This is a genomic window from Streptomyces sp. NPDC059679, assembly GCF_042734105.1.
Classification (GTDB): domain Bacteria; phylum Actinomycetota; class Actinomycetes; order Streptomycetales; family Streptomycetaceae; genus Streptomyces.
This window is the reverse complement of sequence record NZ_JBHWES010000035.1, coordinates 95,513-118,218: the sequence shown is the minus strand read 5'-3', so window position 1 is coordinate 118,218 and position 22,706 is coordinate 95,513. Positions and strand designations below refer to the sequence as shown.

General features: G+C 71.7%; 11 protein-coding genes and 2 pseudogenes. 7 read left to right on the top strand and 6 right to left on the bottom strand.

All coding sequences use genetic code 11. The annotated features are described in order from the left end of the window. From ACFV2X_RS31760 to ACFV2X_RS31740, 5 genes are all read right to left on the bottom strand, one after another. The coding region (locus ACFV2X_RS31760; protein WP_385623083.1) for a type I polyketide synthase at positions 1 to 3,528 on the bottom strand (3,528 nt) is incomplete at its 3' end. A gap of 134 nt (positions 3,529 to 3,662) precedes the next feature. After that, positions 3,663 to 5,495, bottom strand: coding sequence for an acyl-CoA dehydrogenase (locus ACFV2X_RS31755; RefSeq protein ID WP_385623080.1), 1,833 nt, complete (start codon positions 5,493 to 5,495; stop codon positions 3,663 to 3,665). A 203-nt stretch (positions 5,496 to 5,698) separates the two neighbouring features. Then, positions 5,699 to 6,001: a hypothetical protein gene (locus ACFV2X_RS31750; protein WP_385623077.1), complete on the bottom strand. Its 303-nt coding sequence runs from the start codon at positions 5,999 to 6,001 to the stop codon at positions 5,699 to 5,701. Continuing rightward, positions 5,998 to 6,621 (bottom strand): RNA polymerase sigma factor, encoded by a 624-nt coding sequence (locus ACFV2X_RS31745; protein ID WP_385623074.1) that lies wholly within the window; start codon positions 6,619 to 6,621, stop codon positions 5,998 to 6,000. Before ACFV2X_RS31745 ends, ACFV2X_RS31750 begins: the two co-directional genes overlap by 4 nt. A gap of 14 nt (positions 6,622 to 6,635) precedes the next feature. Continuing rightward, complete coding sequence (locus ACFV2X_RS31740) at positions 6,636 to 8,180, bottom strand: sodium:solute symporter (RefSeq protein ID WP_385623072.1); 1,545 nt, start codon at positions 8,178 to 8,180, stop codon at positions 6,636 to 6,638. Positions 8,181 to 8,497: 317 nt separating this feature from the next. Here ACFV2X_RS31740 and ACFV2X_RS31735 point away from each other — a divergent pair, with 317 nt between their 5' ends. The 6 genes and pseudogenes from ACFV2X_RS31735 (at position 8,498) to ACFV2X_RS31710 (ending at position 20,423) form a co-directional block, all read left to right on the top strand. Continuing rightward, positions 8,498 to 9,706 (top strand): cytochrome P450, encoded by a 1,209-nt coding sequence (locus ACFV2X_RS31735; protein WP_385623070.1) that lies wholly within the window; start codon positions 8,498 to 8,500, stop codon positions 9,704 to 9,706. Between the two features lie 100 nt (positions 9,707 to 9,806). Then, positions 9,807 to 12,284 carry a PQQ-binding-like beta-propeller repeat protein gene (locus ACFV2X_RS31730; protein WP_385623067.1) on the top strand — a complete coding sequence of 826 codons (2,478 nt, stop codon included), beginning with the start codon at positions 9,807 to 9,809 and terminating at the stop codon, positions 12,282 to 12,284. A gap of 80 nt (positions 12,285 to 12,364) precedes the next feature. Next, entirely contained in the window at positions 12,365 to 14,464 is a 2,100-nt protein-coding gene (locus ACFV2X_RS31725) for a PQQ-binding-like beta-propeller repeat protein (protein ID WP_385623065.1), read from the top strand. A gap of 5 nt (positions 14,465 to 14,469) precedes the next feature. Continuing rightward, positions 14,470 to 16,686 (top strand): PQQ-binding-like beta-propeller repeat protein, encoded by a 2,217-nt coding sequence (locus ACFV2X_RS31720; RefSeq protein WP_385623062.1) that lies wholly within the window; start codon positions 14,470 to 14,472, stop codon positions 16,684 to 16,686. Positions 16,687 to 16,761: 75 nt separating this feature from the next. Beyond that, positions 16,762 to 18,882, top strand: coding sequence for a serine/threonine-protein kinase (locus tag ACFV2X_RS31715; RefSeq protein ID WP_385623060.1), 2,121 nt, complete (start codon positions 16,762 to 16,764; stop codon positions 18,880 to 18,882). A 94-nt stretch (positions 18,883 to 18,976) separates the two neighbouring features. Then, positions 18,977 to 20,423 (top strand): annotated as a pseudogene (locus tag ACFV2X_RS31710) (alginate lyase family protein). Between the two features lie 72 nt (positions 20,424 to 20,495). On the opposite strand, the pseudogene ACFV2X_RS31705 reads toward ACFV2X_RS31710, so the two are convergent. Beyond that, positions 20,496 to 20,816: pseudogene (locus tag ACFV2X_RS31705) on the bottom strand (hypothetical protein); the annotation flags it as partial. A gap of 126 nt (positions 20,817 to 20,942) precedes the next feature. On the opposite strand from ACFV2X_RS31705, the gene ACFV2X_RS31700 reads away from it, so the two are divergent. Continuing rightward, entirely contained in the window at positions 20,943 to 22,706 is a 1,764-nt protein-coding gene (locus ACFV2X_RS31700) for a fatty acyl-AMP ligase (RefSeq protein WP_385623058.1), read from the top strand.

Here is a 22,706-nt window from a genome sequence, read left to right as displayed (position 1 = left end):
CGTCTCCAACAGCAACCGCTGCTGCGGATCCATCGCCAACGCCTCACGCGGCGAAATACCAAAGAACCCCGCATCGAACTCACCCGCCGCATGCAAGAACCCGGCCTCACGCACATACGACTTCCCCGAGGCGTCCGGATCGGGGTCGAACAACCCCTCCAAGTCCCACCCACGGTCCTCCGGGAACCCCGACACCGCATCGCCGCCCGACACCACCAACCGCCACAAGTCCTCCGGAGACACCACCCCGCCCGGAAAACGACACCCCATCCCCACCACAGCGATCGGATCCTCAGCCCCGGCCCCCAAGGCCCCCAAGGCCCGTGGAGTCGCCGCATCCGGCCCGGCCTCCGTCGCTCGCAGTCCCAGCGCCTCGGAACGTACGAAGCCGGCCAGCGCGACCGGTGTCGGATGGTCGAACACCACCGTCGTCGGCAACCGCAGCCCCGTCGCCGCGTTCAGCTCGTTCCGGAGTTGTACGGCCAGCATGGAGTCGAGCCCCAGTTCCCGGAAGGCGGCCTGTGAGGGCACATCGTCGGGCGCGTCGTAGCCGAGCACGATGGCCGCATACGTGCGCACAAGATCCAGTGCCGCGCTATGACTCTCCTGGTCGCTCAGCTCGGCCCACGCCTCGAGGAGTGCGGCCTCCGGCGCCGGGGCAACCTTCTCGTCCCCGCCCGCGCCGTCATTCCCCTCCGTGTTCTCGCTCGCGTCCCACTCGCGCTGAACGGTTTCGTGGGCCGCGTCGGCTGCCTCAGCCGCAGGGGCTTCCAGCCAGTACCGCCTGCGCTGAAACGCGTACGTGGGCAGCTCGGCCCGGCGCGTCGTACGGCCGGCGAAGGCGGCGTCCCAGTCGACGGGGGTGCCGTGGACATGGACCTGGGCCAGCATGTCCATCAGTTGGTCGGGGCCGCCGGCGTTACGCCGCAGCGAGCCGACCACGATGGCCGCGCTGCCGACGTCCTCGATGACTTCCTGCACGCTCGCGGCGAGGATCGGATGCGGGCTCACTTCGACGAAGGTCTCGTAACCCGCCGTGGCAAGCGCCCGGATCGCCGGCTCGAAGCGGACGGTCTGCCGGGAGTTGCGATACCAGTACTCGGTGTCCAGCTCGCTGGTGTCCATCCAGCGGCCCTCGACCGTCGAGTAGAACGGGATGTCCGAGGAAGCGGGCCGTACCGTTCCCAGCAGGTCCAGCAGCGGCCGGCGGATCCGCTCGACGTGTGCGGAGTGGCCAGCGCAGTCGATGGGCAGCAGCCGCGCCCTGATGCTGTGCTCCTCGCAGTGCTCGACCAGTTCGCGCAGCGCCGCGGTGTCCCCGGAGACGGTCACCGTACCGGGTCCGTTGATCGCCGCGATCGACAGCTGCCCGCTCCACCGGGACAGCAGCAACTCCTCCGACTCCGCGGCCGGGAGCGCGACGGACGCCATGCCGCCCTGGCCGGCGAGCAGGGCGAATGCCTTGCTGCGCTGGGCCACCAGACGGGCCGCGTCCTCGAGTGGCAGGGCTCCGGCTATGTGAATCGCCGCGATCTCACCCTGTGAATGGCCGACGACCGCCGCCGGTTCGACGCCGTACGACCGCCACATCGCCGCCAGGGACACCATGACGGCGAACAGCACGGGGTGCACCACATCGAGCCGGTCCAGCGACAGTTCCGGGGAGGTTTCCGAGCCTCCGCGCAGCACATGGGTCAGCGACCAGTCGACGTACGGTGCCAGAGTCTCCTCGCAGCGGCGGATGTGTTCCGCGAAGACCGGGGAGCTGTCCATCAGCTCGACGGCCATGCCGACCCACTGGGACCCCTGGCCAGGGAAGACGAACACGGTGCGGGTGGTCGGTCCGAGGGCCGTGCCCTGGGTCAGCCCTGGCGCGGGGTGGCCTGCCGCCAGTGCCGCGAGTGGCGCCCGGAATCCCTCGATGTCGTGGGCCCGGATGACGGCTCGGTGTGTGAACTGTGCCCGGGTTGCGACGAGCGCGTGGCCAAGGTCGGCCACGGACGCCTGCCCGTGCGCCTGGGCCCCGATGTGCTCCAGCAGACGCCGGGCCTGGCCCTTGAGCGCAGCGGCGCTCTTCGCTGAGAGCACCCAGGGCAGCACCTCTCGCCCCTCAACCGTCCCGCCATCAGCCGCCCCGCCCCCGTACGCCCCGCCCCCGTACGCTCCGCCCTCAGACGCCCCTCCCCCGGTCACGCCGTCCCATTCGGCCAGCACCACGTGGCAGTTCGTCCCGCCGACTCCGAACGAACTGATCCCGGCGATCAGCGGTCGGTCCGGCGATGGCCAGGGGCTCGGCTCCGTGTTGACTTCCAGGCGCAGTTCGTCGAGCGGGATGTCGGGGTTGGGGGTGGTGAAGTGGAGGCTGGGAGGCAGTTCTCGGGCCCTGATGGCGAGTGCGGCCTTGATCAGACCGGCGATGCCGGCGGCTCCCTCAAGGTGTCCGATGTTCGTCTTCACGGAGCCGACCAGCAGCCGGTCGTCGGCGGGGCGTCCGGCGCCGAGGACGGCTCCCAGGGCGCGGGCTTCGATGGGGTCGCCGAGCCGGGTGCCGGTGCCGTGGAGCTCGACGTACTGGACGTCGGCGGTGCGTACCCCGGCGTTCCGGTACGCCTGCCGCACCACCTCTTCCTGCGCGCTCTGGTCGGGGGCGGTGAGGCCGTCGCCACCGCCGTCATTGTTCACGGCGCTGCCGTGGATGACGCAGTGGATGCGGTCTTTGTCGGCGATGGCCTCGGAGAGTCGTTTGAGGACGACGAGTCCGCCTCCCTCGCCCCGCACGATGCCGTTGGCCCGCGCGTCGAAGGTGAAGCACCGTCCGTCGGGGGACATGCCGCCGAACTTGGCGATGCTCACCGCGCTTTCGGGTACGAGGTTGAGGTTGACGCCGCCGACGACGGCGAGCGCGGTTTCTCCTCTGCGCAGGCTTTCGCAGGCCAGGTGGACGGCCACGAGGGAGGATGACTGACCGGTGTCCACGGTCATGCTGGGGCCGCGCAGGCCGAGCACGTACGACAGGCGGTTGGCGATGATTCCGCGCTGCAGGCCGGTCATCGTGTGCTGACTGATGGCGCCGAGGCCCTGGCGGCGGGCCAGGGTCGCGTAGTCGTCCCAGATGGCCCCGACGAACACGCCGACCGGCAGGCCGGCCAGTGTGGTGGGCACGATGCCGGCGTCCTCCAGCGCTTCCCAGCCCAGTTCGAGGGCGAGCCGCTGCTGTGGGTCCATGGCGACGGCTTCTCTCGGGGAGATGCCGAAGAACGCGGGGTCGAAGGTGTCGACCGAGTCCAGGAATCCACCCCAGCGTGAATTGGTCTTGCCGGGGGCGGACGGCTCCTCGGCGAAGTGGGCGGTGGCGTCCCATCGGTCGGCGGGGACCTCGGTGATCGCGTCAACACCGTCACGCAGCAGGCGGGAGAAGGCGTCCGGGCTCGGCGCGCCGGGCAGGCGGCAGGCCATGCCGATGACGGCGACGGGTTCGCTGGACGATCCATGCGTGCGGCTTGCCGGGTTCTCCGAGGTTTCTGGCATGGCGTGCTACGGCCTTCCGGGATGCGGAGGGATAGATACCATCTGTATCTAAGAGGGCGTGCCGGGAGAGGGAGAGAGGGTGTGGGTAAGGGGGAGCGGCGCGGTGGCGGGTCAGCCGGGCTGCAGGGCCGTGTTCACCGCGCGGCGAAGGCCTGGGTGTAGGCCGAGACGTAGTCGGCGTGGGCGATGGGCGCGCCGACCACGTCGTACGGCACGTCGAGGGCGTCCGCCAGGTCCAGTGCGTGGGGGGCGATGTCGTCACACAGCTGGTTCAGGAGGCCGGGGATCCGTCTGATGTCGTCGGCGGTGAGCAGGCCTTCGGTCAGATACCAGCCGCTGTGGTCGTGAATGTCGCTGAGGAAGTGCAGGGCGCACAGCCGCTGGGCGAGCTGCCGTGTCGGGCCGTCCGGCAGTCCGTCGGTCGCCGTGCGGACGATGTCCACCAGCAGGCGCTGGGCGTGGGCCTGGGCGGTGCGTTCGGCGAGTTCGAACCGGTCGTTCCAGGCGTCGAATTCGTTGAGGCCGTTCTCCCGGGCCTTGCCCAGTTCGCCGGTCAGCTCCTGGTGGAGGCGCCGTTCGCGGGCGCCGATGAGCGTGGCCCACAGGGCCGGGTCCGCCAGGTCCCATTCGGCCGCGGTGGCTGTGGGGTTGCGGCCGGGGGTGTCGTCGGCGGGGGGTTCGTAGTCCAGGCCCAGGGCCATGGTCCAGGCCGCGTTGAGGTAGAGGACCTGGGTACTGAGGCCGGCGGCGTTGAAGGAGTGGGCGAGGCCCTGGTATTCGAGCAGCCGGTTGCTCGGGCTGAAGCCGAGCACACCGGTGGCCGCACGGCCGGCGGCGGTGACCCGCTCGGCGATCTGGTCGATGACGGCCTTCAGGGTGAACAGTGTCCGGATGCCGCCGGCCGTCCCGCCCAGTGGTTCGGGGGACGCGATGACGCGGGCCGCCATGGCGGCCACGTAGGCCGAGGCCAGCGCGCCGAAGAGGGTCCGCTGCTGGTTGCGGTAGCGGATGACGGGCATGTCCGGGGCAAAACCGGCGAAGGTGCCGTTGGTGTGGCGTACGTGGGCGTGGCGGACGGCGATCGCCGCGCTCGCCCGGGTGATGGCGGCGAGGCCGACGGCCGCTCCTTCCCAGACGTACCGGATGAGGCGGGATGCCTGCCGTGAGCGCATAGCCGGGGTGCTGAGGGGGTCGGTGAAGGTGCCGTCGTCGGATATGGCGGCGGAGTCGCGGAGCCAGTGGGTGTAGGGGATGCGCACGTGGTCGAAGGAGACGGCGGCCCAGTCGAGTGGCAGCAGGGGGGAGGAGTCGTGGGGTTCGATGCGGACGCCGGGGCGGGGACCGGTGGTGTCGCGCAGGGGGACGGCGAAGCAGAAGATTCCGCAGTCCTGCCGGCCGACCATGAGCCGGGCCGTGACGATGCCGAGGCGGGGTATGCCGTCGGCGGCGACGCTGGGCGGGTACTTCACCGCTTCGGGGACGGGGGTGTTGATGGTGAATTCGCGCCGGTCGTGGTCGTAGGAGGCCACGGTCCGCACGGCGGCGTTGCTGTTGCCGTGGCCGAGCTCCGTCATCAGCAGGGCGCCGACGACTGACGTCGAGCCCAGATCGGCCAGCACGTCCTCCAGACCGTCCTGGTCCTTGCCGAACTCCCGGATGGCCCCGACGACGGTGCAGTGGTGCAGGAAGAACGCGTAGAAGAGGGAGGGGTCGGCGATGGCGGCCCATTCCAGCAGTGGGAAGAGCAGGTCGCGCCGACCGAGGAGGGGAGTGCGGGCGTCGACGCTTTCGGTGAGGTGGCGCAGGCGTGCGTAGGTGAGTTGGTGTCGGTCCGCGCCGGTGGCTCCCGGTCTCGGGGTGAGGATCCCGGACGAGAAGATCTGGGCGAGTCGCGGCTGGATTCGGTGGTAGGAGTGGTCGTGCACCAACGTACGAAGGTGCTCCTGAACCGATTTCTCTGCGTCCACGGTGGCTGACTTCCCCCTGTTGAAGAGTGGCGCGCGCAAGCCGAGTACCGGGGCAGCACCCCGTGCGCCGGGCCCTCCTTCCTCATCGTTTCGCATGCCCTCGTTTCGGCTGCCCGGGTGTGAGTTGCCGAAGGTGGCGCTTCGGTTTACAGGTTTCCGCCGCGAGTTGCGAAGGATTGTTCGGACGACGGTACGGCACCGGGTCAAAACACCCGCAAGGCTCGCTGGTCGACACGTAGCGGGATACCGGGAGGTATGGTCGCCTTCTCGAACGAGCCGGTGGAAATCACATGGGCGCTCGCGGTCGCGCTCGACAGCACCCATACGCCGACGGCCACGGCGATGGCCACCAGCAGCAGCACGACGACGGCGATGACTGTCCGTCTGCGGCGCTCGAAGTAGCGCCACCGGTCCTGCGCCTCCTGGTAGGCGGTCGGCGATTCCCGTACGGAGTCGGCGAAGCCTTCCAGCGCTTCCCGCAGGCGCCCCTCCATCTCGGAGTTCATGCGCCGGCTCCCTTCAGGATCGCCTCGAGCTTGGCCATCCCCCGGGATGTGTGGGACTTGACCGCGCCGCAGGATATGCCCATTGTCTGTGCTATCTCCGCTTCCGACAGGCTCAGCCAGTAGCGGAGCACCAGGGCCTGGCGCTGGCGCGTGGGTAATGTCTGCAGTGCTTCCACGACCGACCGCTGATCGTCGTTCAGGAGGACCTGTTGTTCGGCAGAGAGCACATGCTCATCGATGGGGCGCTGTTCATGGCGGCGCACCACCTTGAGGTGGCGGTGGCGCATCCGGGTGAGGTTGCACACGGTGGATCGCAGATAGGCGGCGGCCGCTTCCGAGGTGCGGAGCCGGGACCAGCGGCGGTTGAGTTGGTAGAAGGCCTCGGCGACGACGTCCTCGGCATCGGCCCCGGCGCCCAGCAGTGTCGCCAGGCGCAGCAGGCGGGAGTGGTGGACCTGGAAGAGGGGTTCGATGGCGCCTTCGGGGGCGGTGGCGCGCCGCTGTGTTCCGGCGGTGTCGGTCTGCTCCACGGTGACCGGCTGTGTCTGGGACAGCGGTGCCACGTCGAGGGCGGGCCCGGACGGGGAATCACCAAGCAACTCATGCTTGGGCGGTTTCATCTCTTTCTCCCTGATCAGTGGACTCTTATCGCGAACCGGGAGCCGCGTCGTCGCGGCGGGCCGGCCTGCTCGGCATCCGTGCCGCGGCGGGGCCACCACCGGTTGCAGACCGGTGTGAGCAGCACCGCAGCCGTCAGATTGAAGGCGAAGGCTCCGACGGCGACGTATACCGGGATCCGATGGGCGCCGAAGCCGAGGTCGACGATCGTATGGAACCCATGCCATACCGACATTCCCGTTCCCGACCCGATGCCTATTGCCCAGCCCGCCAGAAGGGCATACGGGTGGAACCAGGTCGTGAACAGGGACAGTGCTACGGCGGGGAAGAGCTGCAGTATCCAGATGCCGCCCAGCAAATGGAGGTTGATCGCGTCCTGCGGAGCCAGAGCGAGTGCGAAGGAGAAGGCGCCGGCGATCACCACGATGGATGAGAAGCGGGCGACCCGTACCTCGTGTTTGGGCGTGGCCGACGGGTTGAAGTACTCACAGTAAACGTTACGCACAACCAACAAGGAAATGCCGACGCAGATGGCCGACATGGGTACGAGGAGAGCGACGGCCAGTCCGCCCAGCAGAAGGGCCTGCAGCCAGTCGGGGGCGAGGGCGTCGATGAGCCGGGGAATGACGAGGTCGGTGTTGGTGGCGGGCACGTGGACGCCTACGGCAAGGGCGGCGACGCCAAAGGAGACGAAGAGGCCCAGCAATGCCGTCCATGCCGGGAGCAGTAATATGGCCGAGCGCAGGGTGTCCTTGCTGCGCGCGGCGAAGGCCGACAGATAAATCTGGGGATACATCAGCTGGGCCAGCGCCGAGCCGAAAGCGAGGGTCATATAGGCGGGTCTCATACTTGGTGAGACCGCGAGCGACAAACTCCGATCGGCAAGGCGGTCGCCCGCTTCGGAGAAGACTTGCCCCGGAGCTCCGGCCCGCACCGCCACCAAGCCGACGAGAGATATCGTCACAGCCGCGAGCAGGAAGGTCTTGGCCATGGCCAGGACGGAAATCGATCGCAATCCATCGTGGAAGGTGACGATGCCGCACAGTGTCAACAGCACGGCCATCACGAGGAAACCCGATCCGTCGCGGAAATCTACCCCCAGGACGCTGAGGATGTCCGCCAGGCCGACGATCTGAAGGGCGAGATAGGGCATGGTGGCGACGATCCCGGTCAGTGCGACGACGAGCCCCAGGACGTGCGAGCCGTAGCGGTGCCGGACGTAGTCGGCCGAGGTCAGGGCGGAACGAGCAGCGTACTCCTGGTACAGCCGGGGCAGCACCACAAAGGAAACCGGAATCAGCAGTACCGTGTAAACGAGGGTGAAGAAGGCGAATCCACCCTGGGCGTAGGCGAGCCCGGGCGCCGCCAGGAACGTATAGGCCGTGTAGATGACGCCACCCATCAGGACGCCGGTGCCCGCGACATTCAAGCGGCTGTCGGCGATCCCCCAGGCCGCGGGATGCGGAAGTTGATCACGCGCCCGCCATTTGACCGTGAACCATGCCGCGAACGATAAAGCACCGCCCACGACGGCCATGAACAGGATAAACTCATAGCCCATAGCTCGCCCCCGTTCCCCTCACGCGACAGGCGTACCCCCGATCCGCCGCCGCAACCCCCGTAAGCCAGCCCTCGAACGCTATATCGCTCACCTTGCCCGCGCAACGATTCGGCCGGCGATCCCGAGCTCAGCCCTCAGCATAATTGTCGCATTCACGCGCATTGCTCCAGGTGAGCCGCTTCTGCGTGACACCCTTCCGCATAGCATGATCGTTCAGGGATCCCTGGCGCAATTGCTTGAGTCCGACTAGGCTTCAGCCGACCTCAAGCGTTTCTCACGGCGTGTCATCCCGGTCCCTACCGAATTGGATATAAGGCATGACCGGAAATTCGTCCGATCCGGACGTTCTCAACTACCCGTTCGAGCGCCCCACCGCGCTTGACCCCTGTCCGCACTACAAGCGGCTCAGGGAGTCGACGCCGGTGGCCGGCATCCAGATGCCCAGCGGTGACCGCGCCCTGCTCATCACCGACTACGACTCCGTTCGTACGGTGCTGTCCGATCCGCGCTTCAGTCGAGCGGCGACGACCAAGCCGAACGCTCCGCGAATCGGCACAGAACCGCAGAACGCCAAGAATCTCCTCAGTATGGATGATCCGGAGCACTCCAGGGTGCGGCGCCTGGTGTCCCGGGAGTTCACGGCGCGCCGTGTCGCCGCCCTCCGTCCGCTTATCCAGAAGTACACCGACCACTTGCTGGACACCATGGAGGAGAAGGGGGCACCGACCGACCTTGTGCCCGCCCTCGCCTTTCCGCTTCCCGTCACCGTGATCTGCGAGCTCCTCGGCGTGCCGGTCGACGACCGCGGGAAATTCGCCGAGTGGTCGGGCACCGTCTTGTCGACCGTCTCCCTGCCGACCGAGCAGATCGTCGCGGCACACGTCGCGCTGAGCACCTACCTGGGCGCGCTCATCGCGGCCAAGCGGAAGACACCGGGCGATGACCTGCTCTCGGCTCTCGTGTCGATCCACCAAGAGGACGAGGAGCGGCTCGACGAGGAGGAACTGCTCCATCTCGGCATCACCTTGCTGATCGCGGGCCATGAGACCACGACCAACCAGATCGGCAACGGCGTCCTCGCGCTTCTGACACACCGTGAACAGTTCGAAGCGCTTCGCGCCGATCCCGGTCGGATCCCGGCGGCCGTGGAGGAGCTGCTGCGGTTCGCGCCCCCTGGCGATGAGGCGACACTGCGCATAGCCCTCGAGGATGTGAAGCTCGGCGACACCCTCGTGCCCGCCGGCACCGCGGTGCTCGCGTCCCTCGCCTCCGCCAACCGTGATGTGCGCCACTTCGGCACCCCGGACACGATGGACGTCGCCCGGTCGGCCAACCAGCATCTGACGTTCGGTTACGGCGCCCACTACTGCATAGGCTCAGGCCTGGCCCGGCTGGAGCTGCAGGTGGTCTTCGACAGCCTGATCCGCCGCTTCCCCACCCTCCAGCTGGCCATTCCGCCGGAGGAGGTGCCGCGCTCGTCCGGCCGGCTGATCCATGGGGTGACCTCGCTCCCGGTTGCCTGGTAAGTCCCGGCCGTATACGCCCGGGCCGTATACGCCCCGCGAGCCGTGTCCCGTGCGAAGCAGATAGCCTCCTGATGCTTCGTACGCCACACACGGGAGTGGGATGGAACCCCTGCGCTACGACGACCCGCGCCATGTGGGCCCGTATGTGCTCATCGGTCGTCTGGAGGCGGCCCTGGACGACGTCCCCGCGGTCGAGCGCAGATACCTCGCCCGACCCGTGGGCGGGGACCGTACGGTCGAAGTCACCACGCCCCTGGGGCAGTTCGACGACGACGCGGCGTACGGGGCCCGCTTCCGGGCCGAGGCCGAGCAGGCGTGCCGGCTGGCCGCTCGCATCGGATGGCCGGCGCCCGCCACCGAGGTGTCCGCCGAGCGGGAGCGGCCCGTCTGGCGCGCCCGTCCGTACCGGCCCGGACTGCCGCTGCCCGAAGCGCTGGTGGCATACGGGGGGCCGCTTCCGGAGCGGACCGTACGCGCGCTGGGCGCGGCCGTCGCGGAGGCCCTGGCACAGCTGCACACGGCGGGCCTCGCACACGCGGGGCTCACGCCGTGGGCGGTGCTGGTCGGCGACCGGCCGCGGATCACGGGGTTCGGCGCGGTCCGCGCGGTGGCGCCGGACGGTCAGGACCGCTCCGGGCTGCCGGGGTTGGTGGCCGAGTGCACGGCACCGGAGCAGTTGACGGGTGGCCGCCCGCGTCCGCCGGGAGACGTGTACGCGCTGGGGACGGTCCTCTCGTACGCGGCGACCGGGCGGCTGGCCGCCCCGCCCGGTGAACTGCCGGAGCCGCTGCGCGAGGCCATCACGGCCTGCCTGGCCCCGGACCCCGCGGCCCGGCCGAGCGCGGCCGCGCTCTTGGCGCAGCTGATACGGGATGCCACGAGCGATGCGCACGCCCCCGCGGGCGAGTTGGCGACGCTGCCGGGCGGCGGGCCGACGGCCACTGTCCTGGACGGCGGCGCGGGCGGGGCCGAGAGCCTGCTGGGACCGGGCTGGCTGCCGGGGCGGGTGATCGCGGCGATGGCCGGGCAGGCGGCACGGGTGCTGGCCACGGAGGCGGAGGGCACAGAGGGCACAGAGGGCGCGGTCGACGCCGGGCCGAGCGCCCGACCCGCCCGGCCCGTGGCCACCCACCCCCCGGCCGCACAGCCCGACTCAGCCGCCCCGGCCCCGGCCGCACAGGCCGCCCCATCGGCGCAGCCCGCCCCTGCCGCGCAGCCCGCGGCGGCCCGCCCGCCACAAGCCCGCCCGCCCGAGCCCGGCCCACCGCCCGGACCGCTGCACACCGCCGACACCGCGCCCCGGGCCACCGGCATCGGCCGTCGCCCGTCCCGGCGGACGCTGCTCACGGGCGCCACGGCCGGAGTGGCCGGCGGGGCGCTCGGCTTCGGGGCCGTCACCGCCATCGGCCTCGGGGACGACGAACACCCCGCGCGGCGTCCCCGGGCGATCCGCGGAGTCCCGCCGGTTCCGCTGTGGGAGTACCGCGTGAACGACGCGTCGTTTGCCGGCCCCGTCGTCTGGCGCGGCGAGATCGTGGTGCTGGTCGCCGGCGCCCAGGTCTTCGGCCTGTCCCTGCGCACCGGCAAGCGGCTGTGGACCGCGGACAGCGTGGCGGCGGGCCCCGCCGTCGATGTCGGCAACGGACTGATCATGGTCCCCGGCATAGGTCCGTCCAGCTTCCTGTCCGCGCGGAGCGGGAAGATGCGCTGGCGGGAGGGGAAGTACGACGACGAGAGCAGGGGCGGCGAGCTGAAGCAGGTGCTCGACGTCCGCGCCGGTGTCGTCTGGTTCACCGTCACCAGCCGGGGCGAGGACCTGGTGCGGAAGACCACATCCGTCGTCGCGTACGACGTCGGCGCCCGGCGGGAGCGGTGGCGCAGCCCGCTCCCCGAGCGCTTCACCGCCACCCCGGTGGACCCCGGCAAACGACGGCTGGTGAGCCCGCTGCCGCTGGGGGACGCCTCGGTGATACCCGAGGCGATCGGCGAGGGGCAGGGCAGGGAGCGGACGGACGCCAAGCGCTTTGTCGCCCTCGGCCGTCGCGACGGCCACCGGCTGTGGACGAGGACATACGACGGCGTCACGCTCGACACCGACGTGACCCCCCTCGCGCCGGGCAGCGCGCTCGTCACCGACGGCCAGGGCACCCTGCGGGCCCTCGGCCTCCCCGACGGCACAAGGAAATGGACCGCGCGACTCCGGTCGGACGCCGCGGCGTTCGGCAACCCTGCCGTCCGCGGTGGCAGGGTCTACGTGGCGGACGGCAAGTCCGCCGTCACCGCGGTGGACGCGAGGACGGGCGAGGTGGTGTGGCACACCGACCCCGAGCTCCTGACGGTCGAACTGCTGGCGGACATCCAGACCTTGGTGACGCCGTCCGGCAAGACGGTGCTGGCGGTCAACTCGACCGAGACCACGGCCTTCCGGGCCGCGGACGGCGCGTTCCTGTGGCGGTTCTCGGACGTCAGCGGCGCATCCGGCGGACTCGGCTCGGGCCCGGGGAAGCTGCTCGCCTTCGGCGGCGGGGTCGCGATCGTACTCAGCCACAAGTCCGCGTACGCGCTGCCGGTTGAGTGACCCGGCCGATGAATCCAGCACCAGGGCCGTCGCCTAAGCTCCCCATGGCAGGGAGATCCGCGGGCGACCGAGGGGGATGGATGGAGCCGCGCCAACGCGTCGGCCCGTATCGTGTCATCGCCGGTTCACACTGGGACGCGGACCACACGCGGTACTGCCTCGCGGTGGGTCTCACGGCCCCCTGCCACCCGGTCGTTCTGGCGGTGCCACCCACCGCTCTCGCGCAGGACACGGCGTTCCGCGTCCGGTTCCGTTCGGAGGCCGCGAACTCGCGGCGGCTGACCGGCCCCGCCGTACCGCCCGTGGTGGATGTCGCCCCCGACGGGCCCGGACTCCCCTGGGTCGCCACCGGCTACGTTCCGGCCGTGCCACTGCCGCAGGCGCTCGCCGCCGCCGGGGGCCGGCTGCCGGAGCCGACCGTGCGGGCGCTCGGCGCGGCGCTCGCTCGGGCGTTGGCGAGCGCGCATGCCAACGGGTGGGTGCACGCCGGGATTTCCCCGGCCACCGTCCTGCTCGCGGCCGACGGCCCCCGGCTGCTCGGCTACGGCGCCGCGCGGGCGGCGACATCCGACCGGCAGCCGACGGGGCGGGCAGCGGTGTCCGTGCCGCCGGAGCAGCGGACGGGCGGGTGGCCACAGCCGCCGGGGGACGTCTTCGCGCTGGGCACCGTCCTTGCGTACGCGGCCACCGGCCACCCGCAGCCGGCGCCGGAGGCGCTGGAGGCGCTTCCCGCGTCGCTGCGCCGCGCCATCACCGCCGCGTACGCGCCTGACCCCGGGCGGCGGCCCCGGGCGGATGAGCTGGCCGCCGAGCTGGCCCCGCCGCCCGCGCCCGGCTGGCTGCCGCCGTCCGTCACCGCGGCGATCGACCGACAAGAAGCCGCGGTCCGGGCTGCGGAGACCGAAGCGGAGGCGGAGGCCGCCGCGGCCGAGCCGCCCACCGCCGCGCCCGACCCGGCCGCCCCTGCCACCGGTCGCCGTACGCTCCTCGTGGGTGTCTCGGCGGCCGTCGCCGGGCTGGCCCTGGGGGGCGTCGCCGCCTTCGCCGCCTCCGGTGACGAGGACCGGGCGCGGCCGAGACCCCGCCGTACCCGCTTTCCGGGCGTCGCGCCGAAGCCGCTGTGGCGCGCCGAGCTCCCGGCCCGGGTCGGCGATCGCGCCAAGGGGAGTCCGCCGCTCATCTGGCGGGACCGGATCGTCGTCCACTCCGCAGGCCGCGGCGTGGTGGGCATCGATCTGCGCACCGGCGAAAGACTCTGGACCCTGGACGACCACCCGGTGCGCGGGGACATGTACGACCTCGGCGGCGGGCTGGTCCTGATCCCCGGAGACACGTTCAAGGCCGTCTCCGCGCGCACCGGCGCGGTGGAGTGGTCGGCCGCCGACTACGCCCCGGGCCGTGCGTACGCCTTCGAGGCGCCGCTCGCGCTGTCCGGCGACACGTTCTGGTTCACCGCCTCCCGAACCGGCCGGGCCGCGAAGGACAGTCGGGCTGCACAGGAATGGGGGCGGGTCGTCGCGTACGACACCAAGGCGCGCGAACAGCGCTGGACCCTCCCCACCGGGACGCCCGGCAAGGGAAAGGCGCTGCTGCAGCGGGAGTTCCTGCTGCTGTCGGACGCCGACGGCGGCTGCACCGCCGTCGACCGGCGCCGCGGCCGGAAGCTGTGGACCCAGAAGTACCCTGGCGTGCCCGACGGCAAGGAGCCGCCCGTCTACACCGGCACCCCCGAGGACCTGCTGGTGGTCACCCTCGCCGGAGACCTCCGCGCGTTTCGGATGCGCGGCGGAGAGCATGCCTGGACGTTCGGCGCGAAGGCCGGCCTGTTCGGCCGCGCGCTGCGCCATGGCGCCCACCTCTATGTGACCGACTCGCTCGCCCGCACCTATGCCCTGGACGCGGCCGACGGCGGCCTGAAGTGGAAGCGTGACAACGGCGTTTCCGTCAAGGCCAGCCTGCCGTACCCCGTCACCTCGATCAGTGGCTCCGGCCGCACCGTGCTCGCCTCCACCGCGAGCTCCGTCGACGCCTACGCCGCGGATGACGGCACGCTGCTGTGGCGCTTCACGGCGGTGGGTGCGGGCGAGGAGAAGGGGTACACCGGGACCGTCGTCGGCTGCGGTGCGGGCGTGGCCCTGGTGCGGAACGAACGTGTCCTGTACGCGCTTCCAGTGGACTGATGACCATGGCCTCTCCCCTCACCCACGACGATCCGCGGGCCCTGGGCCCGTACCGGCTCATCGCCCGGCTCGGCGCCGGCGGCATGGGCGTGGTCTACCTGGGCCGCTCGTCCGGCGGCCGCACGGTCGCGCTCAAGACCATGCACGCCAGGACGGCGGCGGACACCGAATTCCGCGCCCGCTTCCGGCTGGAGACGGACGCGGCCCGTGTCATCGGCGGGGAGTACGGGGCCGCGGTCGTCGACGCCGACCCGCTGGCCGACACCCCGTGGCTGGCGACCGAGTATGTGCTGGGCCCGCCGCTGGACGAGGCGGTCGCGCTGTGCGGCCCGCTGCCGGAGCGGTGCGTGCGGCCGCTGGGCGCAGCGCTGTGCGAGGCGCTGGGCCGGTTGCACGCCTCGGACGTCGTCCACCGCGATCTGAAGCCCTCCAACATCCTGCTCACCGCCTTCGGCCCGAAAGTCATCGACTTCGGTATCGCGCGCGCCATCGGCGACGACCGGCTGACCCGTACCGGCCGGGCCGCGGGCACCCCGGCCTTCATGTCGCCCGAGCAGGCCACCGGCGGGGAACACACACCGGCCGGTGATGTGTTCGCGCTGGCGGGTGTGCTGGTCTTCGCGGCGACCGGCACCGGGCCGTTCGGCAGCGGGCAGCCGGCCGATCTGCTCTACCGGGTGCGGTACGGGGAGCCGGAGCTGACCGCGGTCCCGGACGGGCTGCGGCCGGTGCTGCGGCGCTGCCTCGCCAAGGATCCGGCGCGGCGCCCGGGCACGGACGAGCTGCGTGCCCAACTGCACGACAGCGATGGGCAGTTCGCTGACCATCTGCCGGAGGTGCTGCTCGCGGACATCGCCCGGCGCTGCGTCCAGGCGTACGAGATCGCCCCGCGGCGCCTGGCCGCGCCCGCCGAACCCCCCGAGCCCGCCGGGCCCGCCCCGGCGTCCGACGCCCGGCTCCGGCGCCCGTCACGGCGGACGGCGCTGGCCCTGGCCGGCGGGGGCGCGCTGGCGCTCGCGGGCGCGGGCTACGCCGCCTGGTCGTGGCGGTGGGGTGGCGGTTCGGGGCCCGGTCCTGACGCCGGGCCGAGCCCCACCGCGCGCGCCGCCAACGTGCCACCGGACGCGGCGTGGCGGCGGGAGACACCTGAGATCAGCCTCCGCGAAGCCCCGCAGATCGTGGGCTCCGCGGTGGTCCTGCTCACGGACGACGGCACGCTGGCTCTGGAGGCGAGGCGCGGCACCCGGCTGTGGACCTCCGACACCATGGACGCCGGCTACGCCATGACCACGGACGGGAAGAGGCTCTTCACCCTCCAGGACATGGAGTACGGTGGCGGCCTCACCGTGACCCGCGTCGATCCGAAGACCGGCAATCCCGGGGCCGCCGTGTTGCGCGCCACGCGATGGGAGCCGTTCAGCACCACCCTGCTGACCGCCACCTCCGACGCGCTCTACGCCATCTCCCGCGACGACAGGGCCGGCCGCCTGGACAAGGGCTCGTATCTCCTCGCCTTCGACCTCGGCTCGGGCGCGGAGCGGTGGCGGCAGCCGTTCGCCCGGTCGATGCCGAGCGACAGCGACACCGCGGTCGTCGCGTCGGTCTCCGGCCGCCATCTGCTGCTGGCCGGCAACGGGCTCGCACTGGAAGTCCGGGACACCCGGACAGGCGCCCGGCTGTGGCGGCGGAGGGTTCCCACCGGCATGGAGTTTCCGGAGTCGCTGCAGAGGACCGCCCGCGGGCAGCTCGCGCTCTCCCCCACCCATGTGTACATCGGAGCCGACGAGATCTTCGCACTGCGGCTGAGCGACGGGAAGATCTCCTGGCGCTTCGGCAAGGGGCGTGAGGTGGGCGACGACTTCGAGGAGAGGGAGCGTTGCTACGGACCGCCCACGGTCCGCGGCGGCGTGGTGTACGCGGCGGAGGGCGACCGCGGATTCGTCGCCCTGGACGGCGAAACGGGCGAGCTCCGCTGGGCGGAGAGACCGACGGGGCTGGCCGCCGACTTCCACAGCGCCCCGCTCGTCGGTGACAGGTACGTCTACGGAACGGTCGACAGCCGTCGCTGGATATCCGCCGTGGACCTCGCCCGGCACACCTCCGCCTGGACCTTCAACGCCCCCGAGGACGGCGGCATCGGACGGGCCGCCGTGGCGCACCGTCAGGCGCGGCGCGCCATCGTGGCCACCGGCAACGTCGTCGCCGCCATCCCCCTCGAATAGCCCGAGAACAACCCCGACAGAGTCCGGTCAGCCCGACCGCGTCCGGTCAGCCCGAAGAGCCCTTCCAGGAGACACATGAAGCCCCTCGGCCCCGGCGATCCGCTCCGCCTCGGCCCCTACCGTCTGATCGGCGTGCTCGGCGCGGGCGGCATGGGCCAGGTCTATCTGGGGCGGGACCGCACCGGGCGCACCGCCGCGGTGAAGGTGCTGCTGCCCGAGTTCGCCCACCGGCAGGAGATGGCCCGGCGCTTCGTCCGCGAGGCGCAGGCGGCCCGGGCGGTGCGCGGCAAGGGGGTCGCCCGGGTGCTGACGGCTCAGGACGGCAACAGCACCGACGCCTCCTCGGGGGGCCGTTCGTGGATCGCCACGGAATTCCTGGCCGGGCCGGCGCTGGAGGGCGCCGTGGCACGATACGGGCCGCTCGGCGACGCCGATGTGCGGGCGCTGGGGGCGGCTGTCGCCCGTACCCTCGTGGACATCCACGCGACCGGCCTGGTGCACCGGGACATCAAGCCGTCCAACATCGTGCTGACCTCGGCCGGGCCCCGCGTCATCGACTTCGGCATCGCCCGGCCCGAACACGGTCTCACCCTCACCGCCACCGGCCAGGCCCCGGTGACCCCCGGCTACGGCGCCCCCGAGCAGGTGCTGGGGCAGCGGGTCGGGCCGCCCGGGGACGTGTTCTCCCTCGGCTGTGTCCTGGCGTACGCGGCGACCGGGCGGCGGGCCTACGACGGCGGGCATGTGGCGGCCGTGCAGTACGAAGTGGTGCACGGCGAACCCCGGCTGGACGGCGTCCACCCCGCGCTGCGGGCCGTGATCGCCCCCTGCTTCGCCAAGGACCCGGCGCACCGGCCACTCCCGGAACAGCTCGCCCGGGCCCTCGCGCCGCCGCGCAGAGCCGTGCCCGCGTGGCGCACGGGCCCGCTCGCCGACGACATCGCCGTGCGCGAGACCGAGGCGGAGCGGCTGGCGGCCTTCCCCACCGACGACACCGTCGCGCCACGGCCCGGCCGTCGCCGTGCCCTTTCCCTGCTGGCGGTCGGCGCCACCGCCGCGGTGGCGGCGCTCGGTGCGGGGGCGTGGTGGCTGCTGGACGGCGACGGCGGCGGACAGGCCGAGGACTGGGCCGCCGAACCGCTGCCCGACCCCGGGTCCGGTTACCGGACACCGCCGCGGCCGCTGTGGGGACCGGTGTCCCGGGCGGCCGCCGCCGACTCGCCCGCGCCGCTGCCCGTGCGCGATGTGGTCGTCGTCGGCGCCGTGGGCGGCGGGCTGCGGGCGTACGGGGTCACCGACGGGCGGCGGCGGTGGGATGTCCCCGGCGCGACGGCCGCCGCGCGGTATCTCGCCCCGAGCCACGACCTTTTCCTCGCCGCCGACACGCGCGGCACGCTGCTCGCGCTGGACCCCGCGGAGGACGGGAAACAGCGGTGGTCGGCCGCCGCCGATGTGGCGATGCTGCTCGCCGCCGACGCGGAGGCGGTCTATGTCGTCACCCGTCAGGGACGCTTGCGGGCGGTGGAGCTGGCGTCCCGCAGGCCGCGGTGGACGGTGCCGGCGCCGGTGCGCACCTCCCTCAAGGCCCCGGCGCTGGCGGCGGTGGGCGGTCGGCGGCTGGTGGTCTGCGGCTCGGACGGCACCGTGGCGGCGCTCGACACCCGTACCGGGCAGGCCGCGTGGCCCGCGCGCAAGGGCCAGAGCACCAAGGCCCTCGCTCCCGCCGTCGCCGGGGACACCGTCTGCCTCGGCGGTCGCTCGCTGACCGCCCTGGCGCTGTCCGACGGCGCGGTGAAGTGGTCCCATCGCTCCGATACGCCCGGCGACCAGAGCGATGGCCAGGGCGGCGACCAGGGCTCGGGCGGCTGGACCGCGCCCGCCGTGTCAGGCGATGCGCTGTACGCGGCCGACGGATCGGAGCTGCGGCAGCTCCGCCTCGCCGACGGCGACCAGTCCTGGACGTATCCACTGCCGTACGAGGCGCCGCCCTCGGATCCGCCCGTCGTCGAGGGGCACGGCGTGTGGATCGCCCTGGACCGGTCCGGTGGCGCGGGGCTGGCGACGGTACGGACCAGGGACGGCGTCGGCGTGTGGCAGCACAGCGCGGGCCAAGCCGGCACGTTGACGGCGGCGGGCGCGGGCAACCGGGTGTTTCTGCTGCGCGGCGGTGCCCTGACGGCGATGCCCGTGTTCTGACTCGGTGGATTTCCTCGGCTCACCGGTTTTCTGTTATCGCCCGCGCCGCGCCGCGTCTCCTGTGCGTACGGATCCGAACCCGAGGAGCACAGCAGTGGCAGCAGACATCAGCCGCAGGAACATCTTGAAGATCGCCGGGGCCGCGGCGGGTGCCGGCGGCATCGGTACGGTCGTCGGCGTGGCGGGCCCGGCCTCGGCTGCCGGGACCTTCGCGCACGCACCCGGGGATGCTGCACACCCGGGCGGACCTCGACCGGATGGCCGCCAAGGTGAAGGCGGGGGCCGCCCCCTACAAGGCGGGGTTCGCCCGGCTGACCGCCAACCCCCACGCGGGGGCGGGCTGGAAGGCCAATCCGCAGCCGACCGTCTACCGGGGTTCGGGCTCGCCGGAGAACTACCGCACCCTCTACAACGACGTCCACGCCGCCTATCAGAACGCCCTGCGCTGGCACATCACCGGCGACACCGCGCACGCGGACACCGCCCGCGATGTCCTCAACGCCTGGTCGGCCAAGTTGACCAGGCTGGACGGCACCGCCGACCGGTTTCTCGCGGCGGGCCTGTACGGCTACCAGTTCGCCAACGCCGCCGAGCTGATGCGCGGCTACGAGGGGTTCGAGCTGGCCCGCTTCCAGAAGATGCAGCGCGAGGTGTTCTGCGCGGTCAGCGAGGACTTCCTCAGCCGCCACAACGGCGCGTACATCACCAACTACTGGGCCAACTGGGATCTGACGGCCATGGCCTGCGTGCTGGCCACGGGCATCCTGTGCGACGACCGCGCCACGGTCGACCGTGCGGTGAACTACTTCAAACACGGCGAGGGCATGGGATCGGTCAAGAACGCCATCCCCGTCATACACTCCGACGGCCTCGCCGAATGGGTCGAGGCGGGCCGCGACCAGGGGCACGCCCTGCTCGGCGTCGGGCTGATGGGCACCGTCTGCGAGATGGCCTGGAACCAGGGCATCGACCTGTACGGATACGACGGCAGCCGCTTCCTCAAGGGCGCCGAGTACGTCGCCAAGTGGAGCCTGGGCGGGGACGTCCCCTTCACCCCCTACAGCCGGCGGAAGGGCGCGCCCGGCGTCTGGTCGGGGACGGAGACCGTCACCAGGGCCGCGGACGCCGACCCGGCGATGGTCCGGCCCATCTGGGCCATGATCGCCAACCACTACACCAAGCGCCGGGGCCGGCCGGCGCCGTACATCACCCGGATCGCCGCCAAGGCCGCCCCGGAGGGCGGTGGCGGGGACTACGGCCCCAACAGCGGCGGCTACGACCAACTCGGCTTCGGCACCCTGTGCTTCACCCGGGACCGCACCTCGACTCCAGCCCCTTCTTCATCCCCTTCCGGCTCCGCCTCCGCCGCGTCGTCTTCCGCCGCGCCCTCCTCGGCCCGGCCGCAGGGCGGCCGAGGCGCCCTGGCGGCCACCGGCTCGGGTGAGCTGGTCGGGCTCGCCGCGGCCGGCGGGGTCGCCGCCCTCGCGGGCGGGCTGCTCCTGCTGCGCCGCCGCGGCCGGGCCAGTGGCGAAGGGTCGTAACAGACCTGGTCAGTCGGTGTCGGCGGCGGTCGACCGGTAGTCGAACCAGTCGAAGGCGGCGCTGCCGGTTGGTCCGCCGCGCCTTCCGAGGTCGTAGTGGTGCGCCTCGTCGAGGCGCACCGAGAGCCCGGCGCGGGCCGAGCCGGGGTCCAGGAGCGCCGTCACCCGGCAGTCCGGGTGCTGCTGCCGACGCCCGATGAAGGTGTGGCCCGGCACGCAGTGCTCGCGCGCGGTGCCGCCCTCGGCGAGCATGAGGTACCACCAGTCGCCGATGCGATACGGACGCAGGGCCTCGGGATGCCACAGCCCCGTCCCGGACCACACCGGCCAGGGTCCCTCCAGCACCGTACCCGCCACCGGGATGGCCGGCGCGTAGATCCCCCCGGAGGCCGGCACTTCGTCCGGCAGGTCCAACTGCCCGGACCGGCCCCCGGCCTGCTCCCGACCTGCCCCGGACCCGCGTCCACTCCGTGGGACTGCCCCGTTTTGTCCGGGTCACCCGACCGTACTCTGATGCCCATGCCTGACTCGCTGGTCACCATGATGCTTACTCATGAGTCGCGCCAACCCGACCGAATCGCCTATCGCTGTCTCGCCACAGGAGACTGCGACGGGGAGATTCAGGAATTGTCGTACGGGCGGCTGAGCCGGCGTTCCCGGGCCATCGGCGCCTGGCTTCAGGAGCGCGGTCTCGCCGGTTCCCGTGCGCTGCTGCTGTATCCGCCCGGCGCCGAATTCATCTGCGGCTATATGGGGTGTCTCGCGGCCGGGGTCATCGCGGTGCCGGGCGTGCCGGCGCAGGGACGCAGACAGAACCACCGGGCCCTGACCAGGATGAAGCGCCTGATCGCCGACGCGGACGTCAAGGTGATCCTGGGCGGTCGGCAGGTCATCGAATCCCTGGACGGCATGGCGGAGGACTTTACCCAACTGGCCGACATCATCTGCGTCATCACGGAGGAAATACCCGACGAGGCGGAGAGTTCCTGGCAGGCTACGGAAATCAGGCCGGATTCGGTCGCGTTTCTCCAGTACACATCCGGCTCGACCTCGGCTCCGCGCGGTGTGGCGGTGACGCATGGCAATCTGATGGACAACCAGCGGGTCCTCACGGCGGGATTCGGGCACAGCCCCGACGCGATCGCGGAGTGCGGCGGGGAGCTCTTCGTCAGCTGGCTGCCGGTGTATCACGACATGGGACTCATTGCCCCGGTGCTCAACACCCTCTACCTGGGCGGGACCTCCACCCTCTTCTCCCCGCTGCATTTCCTGCAGCGGCCCGAGCGCTGGCTGACCGCCATTTCGCGGTACCGCCCGCACACCAGCGGGGCGCCCAACTTCGCCTACGAGCTGTGCCTGCGGCATGCCACGCCCGAGCTCATGGACCGTCTCGACCTGGAGCCTTGGCGGGTGGCGTTCAACGGCGCCGAGCCGGTGCGGGCCGCGACGCTGCGGCGGTTCTGCGACACCTTCGCCGCCGCCGGCTTCCGGCGTGAGGCCTTCCTCCCGTGCTACGGACTGGCGGAGGCGACGCTGATGGTGAGCGGCAGCTCGGTGGGCGCGCCGCCGACGCTGGTCAGCAGGTCCGATATCGGTTCGCTCGGTTCGCAACCCGGGACGGCGGACGCGGAACTGGTCAGCTGCGGCCGGCCGGGCCCCGGTATGACGGTGCTGATCGCCGACGCCGAACGCCTGGAGGAGTGCCCCGAAGGCGAGGTCGGCGAGATCTGGGTCGCCGGAGAAAGCGTCGCCCGCGGCTACTGGCGCAACACCCTCGCGACCCGCGAGGTGTTCCGGGCGTCGCTGAAGGACGGCAGGAGCGGTTTTCTGCGGACGGGCGACCTGGGGTTCCTGCGGGACGGGGAGTTGTTCATCACCGGCCGGATCAAGGACCTGATGGTGATCGACGGGCGCAACCACTATCCCCAGGACCTGGAGCTGTCGGCCGAGATGTCCCACCCCGCGCTCCGGCCCGGCTGCACCGCCGCGTTCTCCGTCGAGGACGGGGGGCTGGGCGAGCAGCCGGTCGTCGTCGCGGAGGCGGCGCCGGAGGCCGCGTCGGAATTCGACCGGATCACCGCCCTGATCCGCAGCACGATCGGCGAGGCCCATGGCCTGTCGGTACGGGACGTCGTCCTGGTCAGCCCCGGCACCATCCCCAAGACATCCAGCGGCAAGATCCAGCGCCGCGCCTCCCGGACCGCGTATCTCGAGGGGACGCTGTCCGTCGTCAACGCCTACGTCGGCTCAGCCGTCGGTTCCTCCAACGGCAGCGGCGGTTAG